The organism is Butyrivibrio sp. Su6 (genome assembly GCF_900108105.1).
GTDB lineage: Bacteria > Bacillota > Clostridia > Lachnospirales > Lachnospiraceae > Butyrivibrio.
In genome coordinates this window covers 115,579-136,614 of the sequence record NZ_FNUR01000005.1, presented here as the reverse complement: position 1 = coordinate 136,614, position 21,036 = coordinate 115,579, and the positions used below count along the sequence as shown (strand labels likewise).

21 protein-coding genes are annotated in these 21,036 nt (G+C 39.5%); 16 read left to right on the top strand and 5 right to left on the bottom strand.

Annotation, left to right across the window (positions count from 1 at the left end; translation table 11 throughout):
- Positions 1-30: 30 nt before the first annotated feature.
- Together prfA and C4S54_RS07715 are read left to right on the top strand one after the other, a co-directional pair.
- The gene (gene prfA / locus C4S54_RS07720; RefSeq protein ID WP_103869012.1) at positions 31-1,095 is read left to right on the top strand and encodes a peptide chain release factor 1; all 1,065 of its coding nucleotides are present in this window, start codon (positions 31-33) and stop codon (positions 1,093-1,095) included.
- A gap of 136 nt (positions 1,096-1,231) precedes the next feature.
- The gene (locus C4S54_RS07715; RefSeq protein WP_103869011.1) at positions 1,232-1,591 is read left to right on the top strand and encodes an Hpt domain-containing protein; all 360 of its coding nucleotides are present in this window, start codon (positions 1,232-1,234) and stop codon (positions 1,589-1,591) included.
- Position 1,592: 1 nt separating this feature from the next.
- Here the strand turns inward: C4S54_RS07715 and C4S54_RS07710 are convergent, their stop codons facing one another.
- From C4S54_RS07710 to C4S54_RS07690, 5 genes are all read right to left on the bottom strand, one after another.
- Positions 1,593-2,090: a DUF5721 family protein gene (locus C4S54_RS07710; protein WP_103869010.1), complete on the bottom strand. Its 498-nt coding sequence runs from the start codon at positions 2,088-2,090 to the stop codon at positions 1,593-1,595.
- Between the two features lie 43 nt (positions 2,091-2,133).
- On the bottom strand, positions 2,134-2,970 hold the full coding sequence (locus C4S54_RS07705) for a DegV family protein (RefSeq protein ID WP_103869009.1): 837 nt from the start codon (positions 2,968-2,970) through the stop codon (positions 2,134-2,136).
- A 100-nt stretch (positions 2,971-3,070) separates the two neighbouring features.
- On the bottom strand, positions 3,071-3,808 hold the full coding sequence (locus C4S54_RS07700) for a response regulator (RefSeq protein WP_103869008.1): 738 nt from the start codon (positions 3,806-3,808) through the stop codon (positions 3,071-3,073).
- Positions 3,809-3,835: 27 nt separating this feature from the next.
- Complete coding sequence (locus C4S54_RS07695; protein WP_103869007.1) at positions 3,836-4,129, bottom strand: DUF1294 domain-containing protein; 294 nt, start codon at positions 4,127-4,129, stop codon at positions 3,836-3,838.
- Complete coding sequence (locus tag C4S54_RS07690; RefSeq protein WP_103869006.1) at positions 4,126-5,355, bottom strand: argininosuccinate synthase; 1,230 nt, start codon at positions 5,353-5,355, stop codon at positions 4,126-4,128. The genes C4S54_RS07695 and C4S54_RS07690 overlap by 4 nt, the downstream gene beginning before the upstream one ends.
- Before the next feature lie 197 nt (positions 5,356-5,552).
- Here C4S54_RS07690 and argC point away from each other — a divergent pair, with 197 nt between their 5' ends.
- From argC to C4S54_RS07620, 14 genes are all read left to right on the top strand, one after another.
- The gene (gene argC, locus C4S54_RS07685; RefSeq protein WP_103869005.1) at positions 5,553-6,605 is read left to right on the top strand and encodes an N-acetyl-gamma-glutamyl-phosphate reductase; all 1,053 of its coding nucleotides are present in this window, start codon (positions 5,553-5,555) and stop codon (positions 6,603-6,605) included.
- A 27-nt stretch (positions 6,606-6,632) separates the two neighbouring features.
- Entirely contained in the window at positions 6,633-7,076 is a 444-nt protein-coding gene (locus tag C4S54_RS07680; RefSeq protein WP_022774066.1) for a GNAT family N-acetyltransferase, read from the top strand.
- A gap of 10 nt (positions 7,077-7,086) precedes the next feature.
- On the top strand, positions 7,087-8,310 hold the full coding sequence (gene argJ, locus C4S54_RS07675) for a bifunctional ornithine acetyltransferase/N-acetylglutamate synthase (protein WP_103869004.1): 1,224 nt from the start codon (positions 7,087-7,089) through the stop codon (positions 8,308-8,310).
- Positions 8,311-8,322: 12 nt separating this feature from the next.
- Positions 8,323-9,195, top strand: a complete 873-nt coding sequence (gene argB / locus C4S54_RS07670) for an acetylglutamate kinase (protein ID WP_103869003.1) — start codon at positions 8,323-8,325, stop codon at positions 9,193-9,195.
- Between the two features lie 47 nt (positions 9,196-9,242).
- Entirely contained in the window at positions 9,243-10,442 is a 1,200-nt protein-coding gene (locus tag C4S54_RS07665) for an aspartate aminotransferase family protein (protein WP_103869002.1), read from the top strand.
- Positions 10,439-11,929 (top strand): sugar ABC transporter substrate-binding protein, encoded by a 1,491-nt coding sequence (locus tag C4S54_RS07660; protein WP_103869001.1) that lies wholly within the window; start codon positions 10,439-10,441, stop codon positions 11,927-11,929. Before C4S54_RS07665 ends, C4S54_RS07660 begins: the two co-directional genes overlap by 4 nt.
- A 78-nt stretch (positions 11,930-12,007) precedes the next feature.
- Positions 12,008-12,625, top strand: a complete 618-nt coding sequence (locus C4S54_RS07655) for a helix-hairpin-helix domain-containing protein (RefSeq protein ID WP_103869000.1) — start codon at positions 12,008-12,010, stop codon at positions 12,623-12,625.
- A gap of 23 nt (positions 12,626-12,648) precedes the next feature.
- Positions 12,649-13,329 carry a response regulator transcription factor gene (locus C4S54_RS07650; RefSeq protein ID WP_022774058.1) on the top strand — a complete coding sequence of 227 codons (681 nt, stop codon included), beginning with the start codon at positions 12,649-12,651 and terminating at the stop codon, positions 13,327-13,329.
- Positions 13,330-13,418: 89 nt separating this feature from the next.
- Positions 13,419-14,858, top strand: coding sequence for an ATP-binding protein (locus C4S54_RS07645; RefSeq protein ID WP_330405634.1), 1,440 nt, complete (start codon positions 13,419-13,421; stop codon positions 14,856-14,858).
- On the top strand, positions 14,855-15,802 hold the full coding sequence (locus C4S54_RS07640; RefSeq protein ID WP_103868998.1) for a GerMN domain-containing protein: 948 nt from the start codon (positions 14,855-14,857) through the stop codon (positions 15,800-15,802). The genes C4S54_RS07645 and C4S54_RS07640 overlap by 4 nt, the downstream gene beginning before the upstream one ends.
- Positions 15,803-15,815: 13 nt before the next feature.
- Positions 15,816-18,098, top strand: coding sequence for a DNA internalization-related competence protein ComEC/Rec2 (locus C4S54_RS07635; protein WP_103868997.1), 2,283 nt, complete (start codon positions 15,816-15,818; stop codon positions 18,096-18,098).
- A 56-nt stretch (positions 18,099-18,154) separates the two neighbouring features.
- A complete protein-coding gene (gene holA / locus C4S54_RS07630) occupies positions 18,155-19,171 on the top strand; it encodes a DNA polymerase III subunit delta (RefSeq protein WP_103868996.1) in 1,017 nt (338 codons plus the stop codon).
- 104 nt (positions 19,172-19,275) lie between these two features.
- Positions 19,276-19,929 (top strand): DUF1653 domain-containing protein, encoded by a 654-nt coding sequence (locus C4S54_RS07625; protein ID WP_022774051.1) that lies wholly within the window; start codon positions 19,276-19,278, stop codon positions 19,927-19,929.
- A 4-nt stretch (positions 19,930-19,933) separates the two neighbouring features.
- Complete coding sequence (locus C4S54_RS07620) at positions 19,934-20,959, top strand: glycosyltransferase family 2 protein (protein ID WP_103868995.1); 1,026 nt, start codon at positions 19,934-19,936, stop codon at positions 20,957-20,959.
- Positions 20,960-21,036 lie beyond the last annotated feature (77 nt).

Genomic DNA, 21,036 nt, shown 5'->3' with positions numbered 1-21,036 from the left:
CCATGAGACTAAATAGGAATAGAGGAAGCTATGTTTGATAAGATAGAAGATATATTAAGGCGATATGAAGATATAACAATGGAACTTAATGATCCTTATGTTGTATCTGATCAGAATAAATTCAGAAACCTGATGAAGGAGCAAAAGAGCCTTGAGGCTTTGGTTGAGTGCTATCAGGAGTACAAAAAGTGTAAACAGACAATTGATGATAGTTTGCAGCTTTTAGATGAGGAGTCGGATCCTGATATGAAGGAAATGCTTCGTGAAGAGCTTTCAGAAGCCAAGTACAGGATACCGGAGCTTGAGAACCAGCTCAAGATACTTCTTTTGCCTAAGGACCCTAATGATGAAAAGAACGTTATTGTTGAGATACGTGCAGGTGTAGGCGGAGAGGAGGCAGCTCTTTTTGCTGCAGATATGTACAGACTCTATACAAGGTATGCTGAGAGGCAGAACTGGCGTGTTGAGACTATGAGTGTCGAGGACACAGGCATAGGCGGTATCAAGGATGTCAGCTTTATGATAAAGGGTGCCGGGGCATACTCAAGACTTAAATTTGAGGGTGGAGTTCACAGAGTTCAGAGAATTCCTGCCACAGAATCAGGTGGAAGAATACATACTTCAGCTATCACGGTAGCAATTATGCCGGAAGTTGAGGATGTTGAAGTTGAGATTGACATGAATGATTGCAAATTTGATGTGTTCAGAGCATCAGGTAACGGTGGTCAGTGCGTTAATACAACTGACTCTGCTGTAAGACTTACCCACCTTCCAACAGGTATAGTTATTTCCTGTCAGGATGAGAAGAGCCAGCAGCAGAATAAGGCTAAGGCCCTTAAGGTCTTAAGAGCCAAGCTTTATGAGCTTGAAGAGCAAAAAAAGCACAACAGTGAAGCGGCACTTAGAAAATCTCAGGTTGGAAGCGGAGACCGTTCTGATAAGATCAGAACATACAATTTCCATCAGGGACGAGTTACAGACCATCGCATTAATTTGACTTTGTACAAAATTGATCAGATTATGGACGGAGACCTTGATGAAATCATCGATTCACTGATTGCCGCAGACCAGGCTGAGAAGCTTGCTGCAGAGTAATTTTAAACTCAGTCTAAAATAATAATAAAATAGATAAGTCCCCGATTGAAGGGCAGTGTTAAATGGTGTACAATTATTCTAAATAGTTGATTTGTGTATTTAAATACGTTAATTCTTTTCGGTGAAAAGGAGAACTATGGACGCAGGTTTCAAGGCAGAATTAATTGAATGGGGAGTAGATTGGGACGAAATACTTGACCGATTCATGGGCAATGAGGACCTTATTGCCAAGTTTATGTTTAAGTTCCTTAATGACCAGAGCATGAGCGATCTGACTAAATATCTTGCAGAAGAGAATGTATCTGAGGCTTTTAAGGCTGTTCACACACTTAAGGGTGTGGGAGCCAATTTGGGGCTTAAGGGTTTTCTTACACCTGTTTGCGAGCTTACTGAAATCTTAAGAGCAGGTTCCATGGAAGGCTACGAGGAGAAGTACAACCAGATTAAGCCCAAATATGATGAACTTATTACAATCCTTACAAAATACAATACGTAAATTATAAGAGCTCGTATTCAATATTGTTTTTGTCAAGAAAGCTTGGGATATAGGTATCCCAGGCTTTTTCTATTTCTTTATCAAGAGTAAAAATATTGAAGGCAGTTCCGGTAGTAAGAACCATTTCTCCACTTGAGTATTTGATATTAAGCCCAAGACTTACCTGCTCGGGAAGAATATCACTGCCGGTTGTGACTATCAGTTCTTTTTTGGAAGAATTATCAAGATAGAAGATGAATTTAAATCCAAGAGGAGTTCTTTTCCCTTTTATGAGATCAAGACAAATGGGACGAAGCTCCTTCCAGGAGGAAAATTCATTTACAGGAATATCATCGGACTGGGCATCTCCTCTATAGAAATCCTTATGGATTTTCCCATCGATATGGAAAGTGTTGAAGGTTTCTATAGTGGCTTCATTAACAAGAAAAGCATCAAATACTTCGCTTGTAAGAAGTTTGCCCATAAAATCTTTTTGACGTTGTATCTTTATAGCTATCATTTATTACTGTTTCCTTTGGTATATGCAGTTTATATAGCTGGATTTAGCATGTTACTACGATTCCGCCGTCTCCTGCATATGCTGTGGCAACGCCTGCTGCGTCAACGATAAGAGTCTCTTTAAACGGAACTTTTTTAAGGATAAGGTCGCGGACTACGCAGGCTCTTTCGTAGCAGTTTACGTGTGTGATCATAAGTCGCTTCTCTTCAGGATTTTCAATCTCTGAAGCAACTATTTCTGTCATTTTAACAAGAGCCTTTCTGATGCCGATTCCCTGGCTCCTTTGCATTATCTCGCCCTTTGCGCCGATACATACGGGTTTGATGTTTAGTGTTGTCGCAACAAGAGCTTTCATTCCGGTCAAGCGGCCATTTTTCCTAAGAGTATCAAGCGAGTCCAAAACAAAGTATGTAGCCATCTCATCTCTGTATTTTTCAACTTCAATAACAACTTCGTTAAATGAAAGACCTGATTCAGCAAGCTCCATGGCTTTAAGTGCTATATTTGCCTCTCCACAGCAGGCAGAAAGGGAATCTATGATGTGGATATTCTTGTCACCTTTTTCTTCGTGAAAAAGATCTTTGCCTAAAAGCGCACTGTTGTAGCTTCCGCTGAGCTTGGATGAAAGGGTTACAACGTAAACATCATCTGCATCGCAATCATATGCGTTCATATAAAGCTCAGGTGACGGGCAGGCTGTCTTTGCACAGTTTTCAGATGCTGCAACCTTGGCAAGGTAATCTGCCTGGTCAAAGGTGTCATCATCAACAATAACGTTACCGTCTATCTCAAGAATAAGAGGAACCACCTCAAACTTAGGGTTTTTCCTATATTCAACCGGCAGGTCGCAACAACTGTCTACTACAATTTTATAACTCATAGATCCTCCCCAAAAATATACATAATACAAAATGTAGTATCGATTACTACATCATGATGATACCACGTGCATAACTGCCAGTAAACAAACGGATTATAGGTTACTTTTCTTTTGCTATGCGATCACATATTTCTCGGGCCTGTTTAATGGAGTTTCTATAGGTCAGGGTGACAGGATAGGTGCTCTGGTTGTCCATAGTAACCCTCATAAAAGCAGTTTTGGCTATATGATTTATGTTGATCAGTGTGGTATCGGCAACAGGGCAGATCTGCGGGAAAATTGCGCACTGGTCATAGAAGTTATAAATATCATCCATAATGACCTGAATTCGTCCGTCTGCAAGGTGGACGCAAAGCTCTGCACCCTTTTTTATGACGCATATTATATCGTCACCCTTGGCATAGATTGTCCCGTGTTGTCCTCTAAGCTCCAAAGTCTGAATGGGATCCCCCATCCATCTTCTTATTTCATCCATTGTAGCTGTGAGATCAGCTACTTTTATTGGTTTGTCCAGAAAAAAGATATTTGGTTCATTTATTCCCTCATCTGCAATTCTTTTTCTATAGTCAATAGTAGAAGAGCAGAGTACGATTGGGTTAGTAACGCCGTCAGCAAGCAGCATTTTTGCCACCTGACAGCCATCTACATCACTATTTACCATGTCAACAAACAGACCGTGATACATCTGCGGGTGCTGCATAAAAGCGTCAATGTTGCCATAGGAGTCGATATAGATCCTTTCCCCAAGATCCTTGAAAAACCTGTCTGATTGCCTTCCCAGAAGTCTTTCAGTCTGCTTTCTGTCTGCAATGTTGTCGTCACATACTGCTATATGCATTTTTCCTCCCCATTCCCCAAAAAACAATTAAATGAAATCAATACTGATCGGAGCTATAAATAATAATACACCAACCAATATCTGAAGCAAAAGAATAACCGGCATCCCAATCTTAAAAGACAAGTGCGCTGTCTTGTGCCTGAATAGCTGCATACCTAGGATGGACCCCAAACTTCCACCTATTATTGCAACTGAAAAAAGGGTTGCCTCAGGAATGCGAAAGGCGTTTTTACGCGCCCTTCGCTTGTCTATTCCCATTAAGGCAAACCCAATAATATTCACTAAAATGAAGTAACCTATTAAACAAGTGAGTGAATTCATTTACAACAGTTCTTTTCGGCTTCCTGCATCTTCATAGCACGTACCTTTGAAGAAAGGCCAAACAGATTTATGAATCCTTCAGCATCATGGTGATCGTAAAGGTCACCTGTCTTGAATGATGCGATGCTCTCGTTGTAGAGAGAGTATGGAGAAGTTGTGCCGGCTTTAATGATGTTGCCCTTGTAAAGCTTAAATGTAACTTCGCCTGTCACATATTTCTGTGTGGACTCGATAAATGCCTGTTCTGCTTCACGAAGAGGAGTAAACCATTTCCCTTCATATACTATATCAGCAAACTTGTTGCCCATATCTTTCTTCATTGTATAGGTATCGCGGTCTAAAATCAACTCCTCAAGCTGCTGGTGTGCTTCGTAAAGAATTGTTCCGCCAGGTGTCTCATATACGCCACGGGACTTCATTCCAACTACACGGTTCTCAACAATATCAACGATTCCGATACCGTTTTCTCCGCCAAGCTTGTTGAGTGTGCGGATGATGTCTGAAACCTTCATTTCTTTTCCGTTAACAGACTTTGGAACGCCTGCTTCAAATGTCATTGTTACAGTTGTTGGTGTGTCAGGAGCCTCTTCAGGAGTTTTGCCGAGTACTAAGAGATGCTTGTAGTTTGGCTCTAAAGAAGGATCTTCGAGTTCAAGACCTTCGTGTGAAATGTGCCAGAGGTTTCTGTCACGGCTGTAGCTTGAATCTGCAGAGAATGGAAGATTGATGCCATGAGCCTTGCAGTATTCAATCTCAGATTCACGTGAATCCATTGTCCACTTATCATTTCTCCAGGCTGCGATAATCTTTATATCAGGAGCAAGAGCCTTGATACCAAGTTCGAAACGGATCTGATCATTTCCTTTACCTGTTGCTCCGTGGCAGATAGCTACAGCGCCTTCCTTTCTTGCTACTTCAACGAGCTTTTTAGCAATGAGAGGACGAGCCATTGATGTGCCAAGAAGGTACTTGTTCTCATAAACTGCGTGAGCCATTACACATGGAACTATGTACTCATCACAAAATTCATCAACAACATCTAATATGTAGAGCTTGCTTGCACCGCAACTTAATGCTCTTTCATTCAGTCCGTCAAGTTCTTCTTCCTGACCGCAATCTATGCAGACGCACACAACATCATAATCGAAGTTTTCCTTAAGCCAGGGTATGATAGCAGTAGTATCCAAACCACCTGAATATGCAAGAATAACCTTTTCTTTTGCCATTTTTCTCTCCTCGTCTTTCTTTAATGTTTTCTCGAATTTGTTTTATCATAATATAAACCCTTTATGCACAAAATGCAACCAAAAATGTATAAATATTTAAAAATAATTAAAAACATGCATAAATATTTACATTTCCTGTTGCATATTTTTTTTATAGGTCGTATACTGAAAAAAGTTTATAGGAGGTTTCAAAAAAGATGATAAAAGTAGGAATCATTGGTGCAACCGGATACGCCGGCGCAGAAATTGTAAGACTACTGCAGGGACATCCTGAAGCAGAAGTTGTTTGGTATGGGTCCAGAAGCTACATAGATGAGAAGTACAGTAGTATATATGGAAACCTTTTTAAATTGGTAGATGCAAAATGCATGGATGACAACATGGATAAGCTTTCAGATGAGGTAGATGTTATTTTTACAGCAACTCCTCAGGGGCTTTGTGCATCACTGATCAATGAAACAATATTAAATAAGGTGAAGGTAATAGATCTTTCAGCTGATTTCAGGTTAAAAGATGTATCTGTATATGAGAAATGGTACAAGATAGAACATAAGGCTCCTGAATATATAAATGAAGCTGTATATGGTCTGTGTGAAATAAACCGGGAAAAGATAAAGAATGCAAGAATCATTGCAAATCCGGGATGCTATACAACCTGTTCGATCCTTACAGCATACCCTCTTATTAAAGAAGGACTGATTGATCCTGACTCTCTGATAATTGATGCCTTAAGTGGTGTTTCGGGAGCGGGAAGAGGTGCTAAAGTAGCAAATCTTTACTGTGAAGTCAATGAGAGCTGCAAGCCATATGGAGTTGCTACTCACAGACATACTCCTGAGATAGAAGAGCAGCTTGGATATGCTGCGGGAAAAGAGCTTGTGTTAAACTTCACACCTCACCTTGTTCCTATGAACAGAGGAATACTTGCAACAGAGTACGCATCTCTTATAAAGAAGGATGGAAAGCTTCCAAGTGCTTTGGATATAAGAGCTGCCTACGAAAAGTATTACAAGGATGAGTATTTTATAAGACTTCTTGAGGAAGGCGTTTATCCTGAAACAAGATGGGTTGAATGCAGTAATTTCGTGGATATTGGATTCAAGATCGATGAGCGCACCGGCAGAATAATCATGATGGGAGCCATCGACAACCTTGTAAAAGGTGCTGCAGGACAGGCAGTTCAGAATATGAATATTGCCTTTGGTCTTAAAGAGAGTATGGGACTTGAAATTGTTCCCTGCTTTCCATAATAAATAAAAAGTAAAGCTGGTGAAGCTATGGTTCGTACAATGACGATTGATGATTATGATGAAGTATACGCACTCTGGATGTCGATACATGGTTTTGGAATCCGTTCAATTGACGATACTAAAGAAGGTGTAGAGATGTTTTTAAAAAGAAATCCCACCACGAGTGCAGTTGACGTGGAGGATGGAAAAATAGTCGGTGCTATTTTATGCGGCCATGATGGAAGAAGAGCCTGTCTTTATCATGTATGTGTAAGTGAAAAGTACAGAATGCATGGAATCGGCAAAAAGATGGTGGAGTTTTGCTGTGAACAGTTAAAAAAGGAAAAGATCAATAAGGTCTGCCTGAATGCCTTTGTTACAAATACAGTCGGCAATAAGTTTTGGCAGAAAATGGGATGGACATTAAGAACTGATCTTAATTATTACGATTTTGCATTAAACGAAGGTAATCTGACTATATTTAATAAATGAGGGAAGATATATGAAAGAGATAACAGGTGGTATTACAGCAGCAAAAGGATTTAAGGCAGCGAGCTGCGAAGCAGGTATCAAGTATAAAGACAGGACTGATATGGCACTTATATATTCCACAGAGCCCTGTGTGTGCGCAGGGACCTTTACTTCCAATGTGGTAAAGGCTGCATGTGTCCAGTGGGATAAAAAAATAGTTGAATCCGGTAGTACTATGCAGGCAGTTGTGATCAATTCAGGAATTGCCAATGCATGTACAGGGAAAGAGGGATTTGACGCATGCGAGGCAGTGGCAAAGGCAGTTGAAAAGAGCCTAGGAGTTGAATATTTATCAGTTGGCGTCGCATCTACCGGTGTAATTGGAATGCAGCTTCCTGTAGATAAGATGACACTTGGGGTATCTAAGATGAGCGAGAGCCTTGATGATAGTATTGAAGCAGGAACTGCAGCTTCAAAGGCCATTATGACAACTGATACGGTTAACAAAGAGATTGCCGTAACCTTTGATATTGATGGAAAAGAGATCACTCTTGGAGGCATGAGTAAGGGCTCTGGAATGATCCATCCAAATATGTGCACCATGCTTGCTTTTTTATCTACCGATCTTAAGATTGAGAAATCTCTGCTTCAGGAAGCGGTAAAAGATGTAGTGGCAGACTCTTTTAATATGATAACAGTTGATGGTGATACCTCAACCAACGATACTCTCTTGTGTATGGCAAACGGTCTTGCAGGAAATGACTGTATTAGCGAGAAAAATGATAACTATGAAAAGTTTAAAGAAGCTCTTTCCTATGTCTGCACATTTCTTGCCAAGAAGATGGCTTCCGATGGCGAGGGAGCAACAAAGCTTTTTGAAGCAAAAGTTGTAAATGCTAAAAGCAAAGAAGACGCAAGAATTCTTTCAAGGGCAATTGTTGGATCAAATCTTTCAAAAGCAGCTATCTACGGCTGCGACGCCAATTTCGGAAGATTTCTTTGTGCCATGGGATATTCCGGCGCTATCTTTGATCAGAACGATGTGGAGCTGTTTTTTGAGAGTGCAAATGGAAAGATAGAAGTTTTTCATATGGGAACACCACTTGATTTTGATGAAGATAAGGCACTTCAGATCATGAAGGCTGATGCCGTAACAGTACTTGTGGACATGCATGAAGGTAACGAGTCTGCAACAGCATGGGGATGCGATCTTACATATGATTATGTGAAGATCAATGCAGACTACAGGTCATAAGGAGGATTTACTATGGATAAGGATATGGAAAGCGTATTAAAGAAGGCAGAAGTACTGGTTGAGGCCCTTCCATATATTCAGAAGTTCAATAAGAAGATCATCGTTGTAAAATATGGCGGGAGTGCCATGAGTAACGAAGAACTTCAAAAGAGTGTAATAACAGATGTTACGCTTTTAAAGCTTGTAGGACTTAAACCTATCATTGTACATGGCGGTGGAAAGGCCATCAGTTCCTGGGTTTCAAAAGTGGGAAAAGAAGCCCAGTTCGTAAACGGACTTAGAGTGACTGATGCAGAGACTATGGAGATAGCCGAGATGGTCCTTGGCAGGGTCAATAAGCAGCTGGTGACAATGGTTCAGGAGCTTGGTGTTAAGGCCATAGGAATAAGCGGAAAAGATTCAGGTCTTTTGCATGTAAAAAAGAAATATTCTGATGGCAAGGATATTGGCTTTGTTGGTGAGATTGATAAGGTTGATCCGAAGGTCTTGTTTGATCTTATTGATAATGAGTACCTTCCTGTCATTGCACCTATTGGATTTGATGACAATTTTGATACCTACAACATCAATGCAGATGATGCGGCATGTGCCATCGCAAAGGCTGTTGGCGCGGACAAACTCGCATTTTTGACTGATATTGAAGGCGTTTATAAGGATATAAACGATCCATCATCATTCCTGTCAAGACTTACATGTTCGGAGGCAGATGCCCTAATTGCCGGTGGAAATATAGGCGGAGGGATGCTTCCAAAACTCAATAACTGTACAGATGCCATAAGACAGGGCGTTAACAGCGTTCATATCCTGGACGGCAGAATAGCACATTGCCTGCTTTTGGAAATATTTACCAACAAGGGTGTTGGAACAATGTTTACAGCTGACTAAGAAGAGGCAGCAGTTAAAAAACATAATAATAAGGGAGAACTTAAGCTATGAGCGAAAAGATGAAATCATATATCGAAGAGGCTGAGAAAGCACTGCTTCATACCTATAACAGATATCAGATTGTCCTTGAAAAGGGCGATGGAGTCTATCTATATGATATCGATGGAAAAAAGTACCTTGATTTTGTGGCAGGTATTGCTGTTTTTGCCCTTGGTTACAATAACAAGGAATACAATGACACCTTAAAAGCTCAGATTGATAAGGTTCTCCATACATCCAATTATTACTATAATGTGCCGGCTATAGAAGCGGCAAAGAAATTAAAAGAAGCTTCTAAAATGGACAGAGTCTTTTTCACAAACAGCGGTGCAGAAGCAGTTGAAGGCGCACTTAAGGCTGCCAGAAAGTATGCATTTTTAAAGGATGGAAAAACTGATCATGAGATAATTGCCATGAACCATTCCTTCCATGGCAGAACTTTCGGAGCGCTTTCAGTAACAGGAAATCCTCACTACAGAGAGGCCTTTGAGCCAATGATCGGAAATATAAAGTTTGCTGATCTTAATGACTTTGAAAGCGTTCTTTCACAGGTGAATGATAAGACCTGCGCGATAATTCTTGAGACAGTGCAGGGAGAAGGCGGAATATATCCGGCAACAGAGGAGTTCCTTACAAAGGTAAGAAAGCTCTGCGATGAAAGAGATATCCTTCTTATCCTTGATGAGATACAGTGCGGCATGGGCAGGACCGGATATATGTTTGCCTGGCAGAAATATGGAGTAAAGCCTGACATTATGACAACAGCCAAGGCTCTTGGCTGCGGAGTACCTGTAGGAGCATTTCTTTTGACTGAAAAAGTTGGGGCTAATTCTCTCGTTGCAGGTGATCATGGCACTACATACGGCGGCAATCCTTTTGCATGTGCGGCAGTGGGCAAAGTACTTGATTTATTTAAGCAGGACAATATAATAGAGAATGTGAATGAGGTGGCTCCATATCTTGAAGAGCGCTTGGATGAGCTTGTTGGACGCTATGACTTCATTACGTGCAGAAGAGGAATGGGACTTATGCAGGGACTTGTCTTTGACAGACCTGTTGCAGATGTGATCAATAAGGCACTTGAAAATGGCCTTATCCTGATAAACGCCGGACCTAATATTATCCGTTTTGTGCCTCCTCTTGTGATAACCAAGGAAAATGTGGATGACATGATAGGTATACTTGATTCATGTCTGAGGAGTCTATGAGATTAAGAGTTAAGGTTTTTTCTATTGTTTTAATACTTTGTATGTTATCTGGTACGATTCTTTACGCGCAGTCCAAACAGAGCGTGTTTGAGGATTATTCTCTTTTTAACCTGAACAAGACAACTGTAAGAATATGGTACACGGACGATGCGCTTACTCCATACCTTCAGAATAAGGCGGTTGCTTATTCTGAATCACGTAGCAGAGTGCGTATCGAGCCTGTACTTGTTTCAGGTCTTGAATATCTTGAAGCTATCAACAAGGCTTCTCTTGAAGATGATAATTATCCTGACCTTTATATAATAACAAACGATTCTCTTGAAAAGGCCTATTTGGCAGGACTTGCTCTTGAGATTGACAACGGCGTTGACTTCCTTGATGAGGAGACTTTCCCTACATCTGCAGTTAATTCCGTTACTTATAATGGAAGACTTATAGCTTATCCTTTCTATTATGAGACAAGTTCACTGGTCTATAACAAGACATATCTTGAGAATATGGTAAGAGAAGAGCTCCAGGCTGAAGCTGACATGGCAGAGGGCGAGGAAGCAGAAGAAAGTGCAGAAGAGGATAGCTCTGCAGATGCTGTGGCTGAGGCTGAAGCCAGCGAGGACTCTGCTATTTCAGACAAAGAGGTTCAGGCTAGAGTTGAGGAAAAGATTCCTCATACTATTGCAGATATTTTGAAATTCGCTCAGAGCTATAACGCTCCTGATCAGGTTGAAGCGGTATTTAAATGGGATGTTACAGATATTTTCTACAACTATTTCTTTGTTGGAAATTACATGAATGTAGGCGGTAAGGCCGGAGACGATGTAAGTCTCATAGATATCTATAATTCAGATACCATCAGCTGCATGAAGATATATCAGCAGCTTAACCAGTTCTTTGCCATTGATGCAAAAGAAATTGATTATGACCAGATCGTTCAGGACTTTATTGATGGAAAAATTGTATTTACCGTTGCTACAACAGATATCCTGTCTAAGATTGAAGCAGCTAAGGCTTCAGGCGAATGTGAATATGATTTTGAAGTTGCTGACATTCCTGATATAACTTCAGATTACAAGACAAGAACCATGTCAGTTACAGACTGCATTGTTGTTAACGGATACTCTGAGCACCCTACAGAAGCTAATTCTTTTGCAAGATATCTCTTAAATGATAATTCAGGTGATATTTATAAGCTTGGAGGAAAGCCGGCGGCTCACTTTGGCGTAAACTATGGGGATAAAAACCTTGATACCTTTACTGAAGTTTATGCAGATTCAGTACCTATGCCAAAGACTATAGAGACAAGTAACCTCTGGATGGAACTTGAAATCGCATTTACCAAGATCTGGAATGGAGAAGATTGTAATTCTACTCTGAAAAGTGTATCTGAAAATATCATGACTCAGGTTACAGGTACAGCTTTTGAGGAAGAAACTCTTCCTGATCCTACAGATCTTGATGTTACAGACGGCCTTACAGAAGAGAGCGATTAATTTTTGTTTGTGCTTGCGTAATTTTTTTTAATCGACTAGAATAAAAAAGCATGGCGGGGTTCCTCTTAGGAGGAAAACATGCGTAGGTTTATATTTATACTTTGTTGCACTGTGGCTGTTATTTTGGCTGGGTGTACAAATGCCGGATATGATTCGGATATAGTTCTTAGTGATACTATGAATGATGAGGGGTCTGAAGATATTTCTGATGGGAATTGCAGCACGGGGGATTGCGCTACAGTTGCTCTGACAGAGCAGGAAAATATTGTGGTGTATGTTTGTGGTGCAGTTGTTTGTCCTGGTGTTTATGAATTACCTCCTGCTTCGAGAGCAGATGATGCAGTAAAAGCGGCAGGTGGTTTCGTCGATGGCGCAGATGATACTTATGTTAATCTTGCTGCCGTAGTCGAGGATGGCACCAAACTCATGATTCCAACTAAAGACGAAGTTAAAAATGGCCTTGTTGCAGAAAATACTGACAGCACTGATAGTTTTAGCAGCAACGGACTTATAAATATTAACAAAGCCACAAAGGAGGAACTTAAGACTATTCCTGGAATTGGGGAGAAGGTTGCCGGTAAGATAGTCGATTACCGGGAGCAGAATGGGAATTTTGCCTGCATTGAAGATATTATGAAAGTGTCAGGCATTAAGGATAAACTTTTTTCTAAAATAAAGGAATATATTACAGTTTAACAGTTTTAGAAAGCGGAGAAGTAATGAGTAAGAAAGCACTTGTAGTAGATGATGAAAAAGCAATAGTTAAAGGTATTAAGTTTAGCCTGGAGCAGGATGATATAGTCTGTGACTGTGCCTATGATGGTCAGACAGCGCTTGAAATGGCCAGAACTAACAATTATGACATTATTCTACTGGATGTGATGCTTCCCGGACTTACTGGCTTTGAAGTATGTCAGCAGATCAGAGAGTTTTCTAATGTTCCTATTATCATGCTTACAGCAAAGGGCGATGATATGGACAAGATACTTGGTCTTGAATATGGCGCAGATGATTATATGACCAAGCCTTTCAATATTCTTGAAGTTAAGGCAAGGATCAAGGCAATCATCAGAAGAACCAGCAGATCACAGGCACCTGAGAAAACTTTGACCTTTGGTGATCTTAAACTTAACGAGGCTTACAGAAGAGTCTTTGTAAAAGACAGAGAGATAAATGTTACCAGCAGAGAGTATGAGCTTTTAGAGCATCTTGCCTCTAATGCAGGAAGGGTGTACTCAAGAGAAGAGCTTTTGCACACTATATGGGGAACAGAATACCCGGGTGATGAGCGAACTGTTGATGTTCATATCAGAAGACTTCGTGAGAAACTTGAGAGTAACCCAAGTGAACCTAGATATGTACGTACAAAATGGGGCAGTGGTTACTATTTTCAGGGATGATTTAAAATAAAAGTATGAATCTTTTTTTATCTAAAGTAAAAGATATAGCTATTCAGCTCAAAATAAGAAATATTTTCAAGAGTCTAAGAGTGCGATTTTTCATAGTGGTTTCTATTACGGGATTGCTTTCTTGTTTGGTTATGCATGCCCTGATATTACAGAGCTATGAAGATCGTGCTGTCAACGTTAAATCAACGGAAGTTCAGACACAGCTTCGAATACTGGCGAACCACCTTATTACTTATAATTATCTGCAGGACACTTCTTCAGAGGTTATAAATGCAGAGCTTGATATGCTTGCAAACCTTTACGATGGCCGTGTAATGGTAATCAATGACGACCTTAAGGTTGTGAAGGATACCTACAATATAAGTCAGGGTAAGACCATTATTTCTGAAGAGGTTGTTAACTGCCTTAAGACAGGATCCAAGGGCACATTGTCAAAATATGACAGCGCAAATGGTTATATTGAGATGATCACTCCTATAGTAACAACTGAACTCATTGAAGAGGGTGATATAGCGGTGGCAGGGAATTCCAATGAGGTTGTAAGAGGAGTTCTTTTGACAAGTGTATCAACGGAGACTATTGCCAATACACTTGAAATCTTAAGCAGACGTGCCACAACCCTTGAAACTCTTATCGTAACAATTATTCTTGTATTTTCTGCCCTGGTTTCATATGCACTGCTTAAGCCCTTTGACAGGATTACAGCTGCTATCAATGATGTTAAAGCCGGTTATACAGATAAGCCCGTTGTTGGACCAAACTACCTGGAGACAGAGCAGATCATCAATGCTTTTAATGCTATGTTAAGGCGTATGAAGGTGCTTGATGACTCAAGACAGGAATTTGTTTCCAACGTGTCACATGAGCTTAAGACCCCTATAACATCTATCAAGGTTTTGGCAGATTCTCTTTTATCTCAGGAAGATGTTCCTAATGAAGTATATAGGGAATTTATGACAGATATAGGCGAAGAGATCGACAGGGAAGACAAGATAATCAACGACCTTCTTGCACTTGTTAAGATGGACAAAAAGGCGTCAGGTCTTTCTATCACATCAGTTGATGTTGTAAGCCTTACAGAAGTAGTGCTAAAAAGAATGCGTCCTATAGCAAGAAAACACAATATAGACCTCACACTTGAGAGTAACAGGGCTATCACAGCTGAGATTGATGAAGTTAAGATATCACTTGTAATCATGAATCTGGTTGAGAATGCCATAAAGTACAACAAAGAGAACGGCACTGTTAAGGTTGAGCTGGATGCGGACCATCAGTATTTTTCAATTAAGGTTATAGATACCGGAATAGGTATTCCTGAAGATAGTCTTGACCATATTTATGAGAGATTCTACAGAGTTGACAAGTCTCGTTCAAGGGAGATTGGTGGTACAGGTCTTGGACTTGCTATCGCCAGAAATGCAGTTCTTATGCACAGAGGATCAATTGATGTTCAGAGTACTTTAGGAGAAGGAACAACCTTTACTGTGAGAATTCCGCTTATCAGCGTAGGTTCAAAATGATTAAGACTATGAATAAAAGACAATTATTATACAAAAGAATAATGCCTGTTTTCATTGGAATGCTCATCATGGTTACATCTGTTTCATGTGAGAAAAAAAGTCGTGATGATTCCAGTGCTTTTAAAGTTTACTATGTAAACAGCAGCGAGACTGGGATTGTTTCGGAAAACTATGAGATACAATCTGATAAGTCGGATTCCAAAGCAGTTATAAATGAGCTTGTTACGGCACTTGAAACCATGCCTGACAGGCTTCAGTACGAGGCACCGATTGCAGGTGATATCAAGCTTTTAAACTATTCTTTGAAAGATAAGCTTCTTACGCTTAATTTTGACCGCAAGTACAATGAGCTTGGGAGAACTATAGAAATCCTTGACAGAGCTGCAATCGTCAGGACCTTTTGTCAGCTTGATGATGTGGAATATGTCACATTCCAGGTAGAGGGGACACCTATTACAGATCATTATGGAAGCGTGATTGGCAATATGTCCGCTGATACATTTATCTATAATGTGGGAAAAGAAATAAGTACCTATGAAAAGATTGAACTGAAGCTGTATTTTGCCAACGAATCAGGAACAAAGCTTGTTCCTGTCTACAGATCTGTTGTTTACAACAGTAATATTTCAATGGAAAGGCTTGCTGTAGAACAGGTCATAAGCGGACCTAATACAGATGTGGCATTTCCTACAGTAAATAAGGACAGTAAGATAAAAAGTGTAAATATTAAGGACGGAGTCTGCTATATAGACTTTGATTCAACCTTCCTGACTCAGACACAGAATGTATCTGCTGAAGTTGCGCTTTATTCAATTGTGAACACAGTTACAGAATTTTCTGATGTCAATAAGGTAGTTCTTTCCGTGAACGGAGAGCCATCATTTACCTTTATGGATTTTATGATCTCAGGTCCTTATGAGAGAAATCTTGATATTGTCGAATAATTAGGAGTTTTACATGAAAAGGCCGCTTTGCGCAGTTGCGCTTTTAATGGCGGCGATTGTCTATATTTATCTGGAATTTTCTATTTCTAGACTGACTGTATATGAGCCGGAAGAGAGTTTTACAGAGACTACCAAAGTAGTTGGAGTGGTGATCCAAAAGGAACAAAAGAAAAACTCTCTCGGCGATATATACACAGCTCTTTATCTGGTTCCAAGAAAGCCTTTAAAAGGAAAATTTGAATATATCGAATGTTATTTATCTGCGGACTCCTATGAGCCCTCTATTGGAGAGACAGTTCTTGTCTCAGGCAAGGTAAATGAATTTGCAACGCCGCGAAATCCCGGTGAATTTGACTCTCGCCTCTATTATTCAACTTTAAAAATTGCATATCGAATCAAAAATGCTTACATAGACAAAGCCAATGGTAAAAAAGATTATTTCAAAGAAAGTTTGTATAAACTAAGGCTGGTATTTGAAAGAAATCTTGATAAGACTCTTGGTGAAGAAGATGCAGCGATCATGAAGGCAATGCTTCTTGGAGATAAATCTTTTATGGATGAGGAGATAAAAGACCTGTATAAAGATTCCGGGATCATGCATATTTTGGCGGTGAGTGGGCTTCACATATCAATAATCGGAATGGGAATTTACCGCTTATTAAGGAAAATAAAGGCTCCCGGGGGATTCTCTGTGGCAATAGCACTGACTATCATGTTTTGCTATGGGGCAATGTGCGGAATGAATACATCTGCTTTTAGAGCTATTCTTATGTTTTCACTGCGGCTTTTGGCACCGCTTTTAGGAAGAACGTATGATATTTTTACAAGCCTTTCATTGGCTTTTATGCTCTTAATTTTAGAGCAACCTCTATATTTATATAGCAGCGGATTTTTGTTTTCTTTTGGAGCAATCATAGGAATTGCTCTTGTAAAGCCCCTTTTAAAACCTGAAGTTTTAAGATATGCGCCATTTACCATGAAATTTGCTGATGATAGTGAGGAAAGTCTGAGCAAAAAGGTACTAAATAAGTGTCTTGACTGTGTCTCTACATGTCTTGCGATAATGCTTGTTACTCTTCCTGTGTATACATCCTTTTATTACACATATCCAATAGGATCGATTGTCTTAAATCTGGTAGTTTTGCCGCTTATGGGTGTGCTTATGGTAATTGGAATAATCTGTATGAGTGTTGGAGCTCTCATTATTTTTGTTGGAAAAGCATTTGGTTTTGGCGCTCATATTATCCTTTTATTTTATAAAGTGTCCTGCAATATAAGTAAGGTAAATGGAGGGCTTACCTGGTACGTAGGGCACTCCTCAAAAATACAGGTTGTTATTTATGTGTTTCTCATTACCGCGTTTATAGCGTTTTTGTATTTTGAAAGGGATAACCTTGCTGGTAAAAAGTATACTCGCAGGGAGCTTATTAAGTTTGATGCATTCAAATTTTTATTTATTCTCTTTTCTGTTACAGTACTTACCTTTAGAATTCATCCGGATCTTGAAATAAATATGATAGATGTGGGGCAGGGAGATGGAATACTGATATCCTCAGGCGGGAAAAATATCCTGATTGATGGAGGAAGTACCAGTAAAAAGAACGTAGGAAAATATCAGATCATACCTTTCCTAAAGTATAAGGGAGTCGGCAAAGTTGATGTGGCCATCGTAACTCATGAGGATGAGGATCATATAAGCGGACTTTTGGAAATAATGGATGATATGGAAAAGGGAGGAATATGCATAAAAAGACTTATTCTTCCTGAAGCGTCAGTAAAATCAAGGGGAGAGAACTACGACCATATTGAAAAGAGAGCTAAGGCACTTGGCATTCCAATTTCTTATATAAACACAGGTGAAAGCTTTAATATGTCAGATATATCTTTTTTATGTCTGAATCCTCAAAAAAATATGGTCACAGAAGGGGCAAATGCCTATTCTACAGTTCTTTATATGAAGTATGGAGATTTTACAGCTCTTTTTACGGGAGATATGGAGAAAGAGGGGCTTGATAATGTTAAGAATATGCTAAAACTTAGCAGGAAAGAGGTGGCTCTTTTGAAGGTGGCCCATCATGGTTCAATGTACACCACAGATGAGGAGTTTCTTAAGCTGACGAAACCTGAGCTTGCCCTTATTTCCTGCGGAGAAAACAATAAATACGGTCATCCTCACAAAGAAACTCTTGAGAGACTAAAGAGTATAGGAGCTGCTATATACAGAACAGATGAAAAGGGCTGCATATCAGTTGAGGTAAATAATGATCATATAAAACTAAGGGGCTTTTTGGAATGAGCATTATTGGCTTTTTATACATGCTTCTGCTAGAATAGTCTACGGAGTGTGATTTTATGGCAGCTAAAACAACAGATTTTCCTGTTAAACAGAGACAACTTAATGAAGATATAAAAAATGGGGTGTTTAAGAAATGCTATCTTATCTATGGCGAGGAAGCATATCTTAGACTCCAGAACAGAGATAAACTTGTGAAAGCTTTGGGGGGCGGAGCTTCTTCCATGAATTTCACAAAGTATGAAGGAGACCAGATAAATCCGGCCCAGGTCATAGACATGGCTGAGACTATGCCTTTTTTATCTGATAAGAGAGTGATCCTGGTAGAAAACAGCGGCTTTTTTAAGAGCGGATGTCCTGAACTTGCTGATTATCTGAAATCGCCCTCAGAGACTACTTATTTCATATTCATAGAAAAAGAGGTCGATAAAAGAAAAGATATTTTTAAGGCTGTCAGCAAGATCGGCCTTGAAATGAACTGCGACACTCAGGACGAAGATACCTTAAAAAGGTGGATAGCAGGGAAGTTTGCTTCAGAAGGGAAAAATATATCTCCAAGGGCAGCTGCTTTTTTCCTTGAGAGAGTTGGAACGGATATGTCCAATATCAGTACAGAAATAGAAAAGCTTGTTTGCTACTGCATTGATAGAAACGAGATAACTGTTGAGGATATAAATGCTGTGTGTGCAGGATGGCTTACAAGCAGGATATTTGCAATGACTGATGCAATAGCCTCTCAGGATCAGAAAAAAGCCATTGATCTTTACTATGATCTTTTGGCTTTGAAAGAACCGCCGGCTAAAATACTTGCGCTTATTACAAGGCAGTTTAATATTATGCTCCAGGTAAAGGAGATGAGCGTAAACCGCAAGGACAGATCGCAGATAGCTTCAGGCGCAGGAATAGCTCCATTCCTTGTTGGAAAATATGAGAGCTGGGCAAGGGCGTATACTTTTGAGGAACTTAGAAGTGCCCTTGAACTTTGCGCTTCCAATGATGAAGCTGTAAAAACAGGCAAGCTTGATTACATAATAAGTGTAGAAATGGTCATTATAAGTGCAACACGTAAGCACTAATTTGAAAATATAGTATTTTAGGGTTATACTATACAACATATTGGCTAAATAGTTTGTAATTAAAACTATATTTAGAGGATTGATTTTTATTAATGGAGAGACGTATGGAGAGAAAAAGACCTGTACCTTATGAACTGTTCAGGCATTTTAAGGGGAATATGTATCAGATCGTTTCTATTGCGATCCATTCCGAGACAAGAGAAGAGATGGTTGTTTATCAGGCTCTTTATGGTGATTACAAAGTATATGTAAGGCCACTGGATATGTTTATGTCTGAAGTTGATCACGTTAAATACCCTGATGTAAAACAAAAATATCGTTTTGAGAGGATAGAGAGAAATTCAGAGAATGCAGAAAGGCTTGATAATGTTGAAGCTTCATCTGAAAAGATCGGATCAAATGTTATAAGCCCTGAAAAAACAGTAGAAAATAATAGTACCGACAGGGAAGAGATAAGAAAACAGTTTAGAAGCGAGCCCTATAAGCATTCTGAAGTTATGGATAAGTCCATTGACACAGAGGCTAAGGAACTGAATCTGAATCCACTTGTTATAGAGTTTATGGATGCAGATCTTGCTGTAGATAAAAACGATATTTTAACCAAGCTTCGTCCTATAATAACAAATGATATGATAGATATTATGGCCATGTCACTTGGCGTTGTTGTTAACGAAGGAGATGTGTACGACAGATACAATGATCTTAGAACCTGTCTTACAACAATGGAAAAATTTGAGAGTACCAGATTAAGGAGTTAAGAAAATGAAATTACTTTCTGTTGCAATCCCTTGCTACAATTCAGAAGGATATATGTCTAAATGTATTGAGTCCCTTCTTGTGGGCGGCGAGGATGTAGAAATTCTTATAGTAGATGACGGATCAAAGGATAAGACAGCTGAGATCGCTGATGAGTATGCTAAAAAGTATCCTACAATCTGTAAAGCTATCCATAAGCCAAACGGTGGACACGGCAGTGCTGTAAATGCAGGCCTTGAAGCTGCTACAGGTTTGTTTTTTAAAGTAGTCGATTCAGATGACTGGGTAAAAGAAATAGCTTACAGAAAAATCCTTTCTACTCTTGCGGAGCTTGCGGGAGGAGATAAGCAGCTTGATCTTCTTATCAGCAACTTTGTTTATAATAAGGTTGGTGAGAAAAGACATAAAGTTATGCGCTACAATTCAATGTTCCCAATCGAGGAGCTCTTCACATGGAAAGATATTAAGAGAACTCCAAAGGGACATTATCTTTTGATGCATTCTGTTATCTTTAGAACAAAGCTTTTGAAGGATTGTGGACTCAAGCTTCCTGAGCACACATTTTATGTGGATAACATCTATGTATTTAACCCACTTCCTTTTGTTAAGACTATGTACTACCTTGATGTCAATTTCTATTATTATTACATTGGCCGTGAGGATCAGTCAGTTAACCAGAAGATCATGCTTTCACGAATTGACCAGCAGCTTCGCGTAAATAAGCTCATGGTTGATTACTATGTAGAGAATTATGGAATGATCCGCTCTCAGAGAGAAAGACATAAATATATGTTCAATTATCTTGAGATCATTACAGCTATTTCATCAGTTCTTTTGATCACGGAGGATACTCCTGAGAACCTGAAAAAGAGAAAAGAGCTGCTTGAATATATTAAGGACAAGAACTACTGGCTTTATCTTAAGATCAGATACAGTATCGAAGGAACATATATCTACCTTCCTGGAAAAGGCGGACGAAAGATCACACTTGCAGGATACAAGCTCCTTCAGAAGATATTCCACTTCAATTAAAGATCTGAGTTAACAGATTCTTTATAATTTGTTCGGCTTGTATTACTGAAATTAAGTGATAAAATAATACGAAGTTG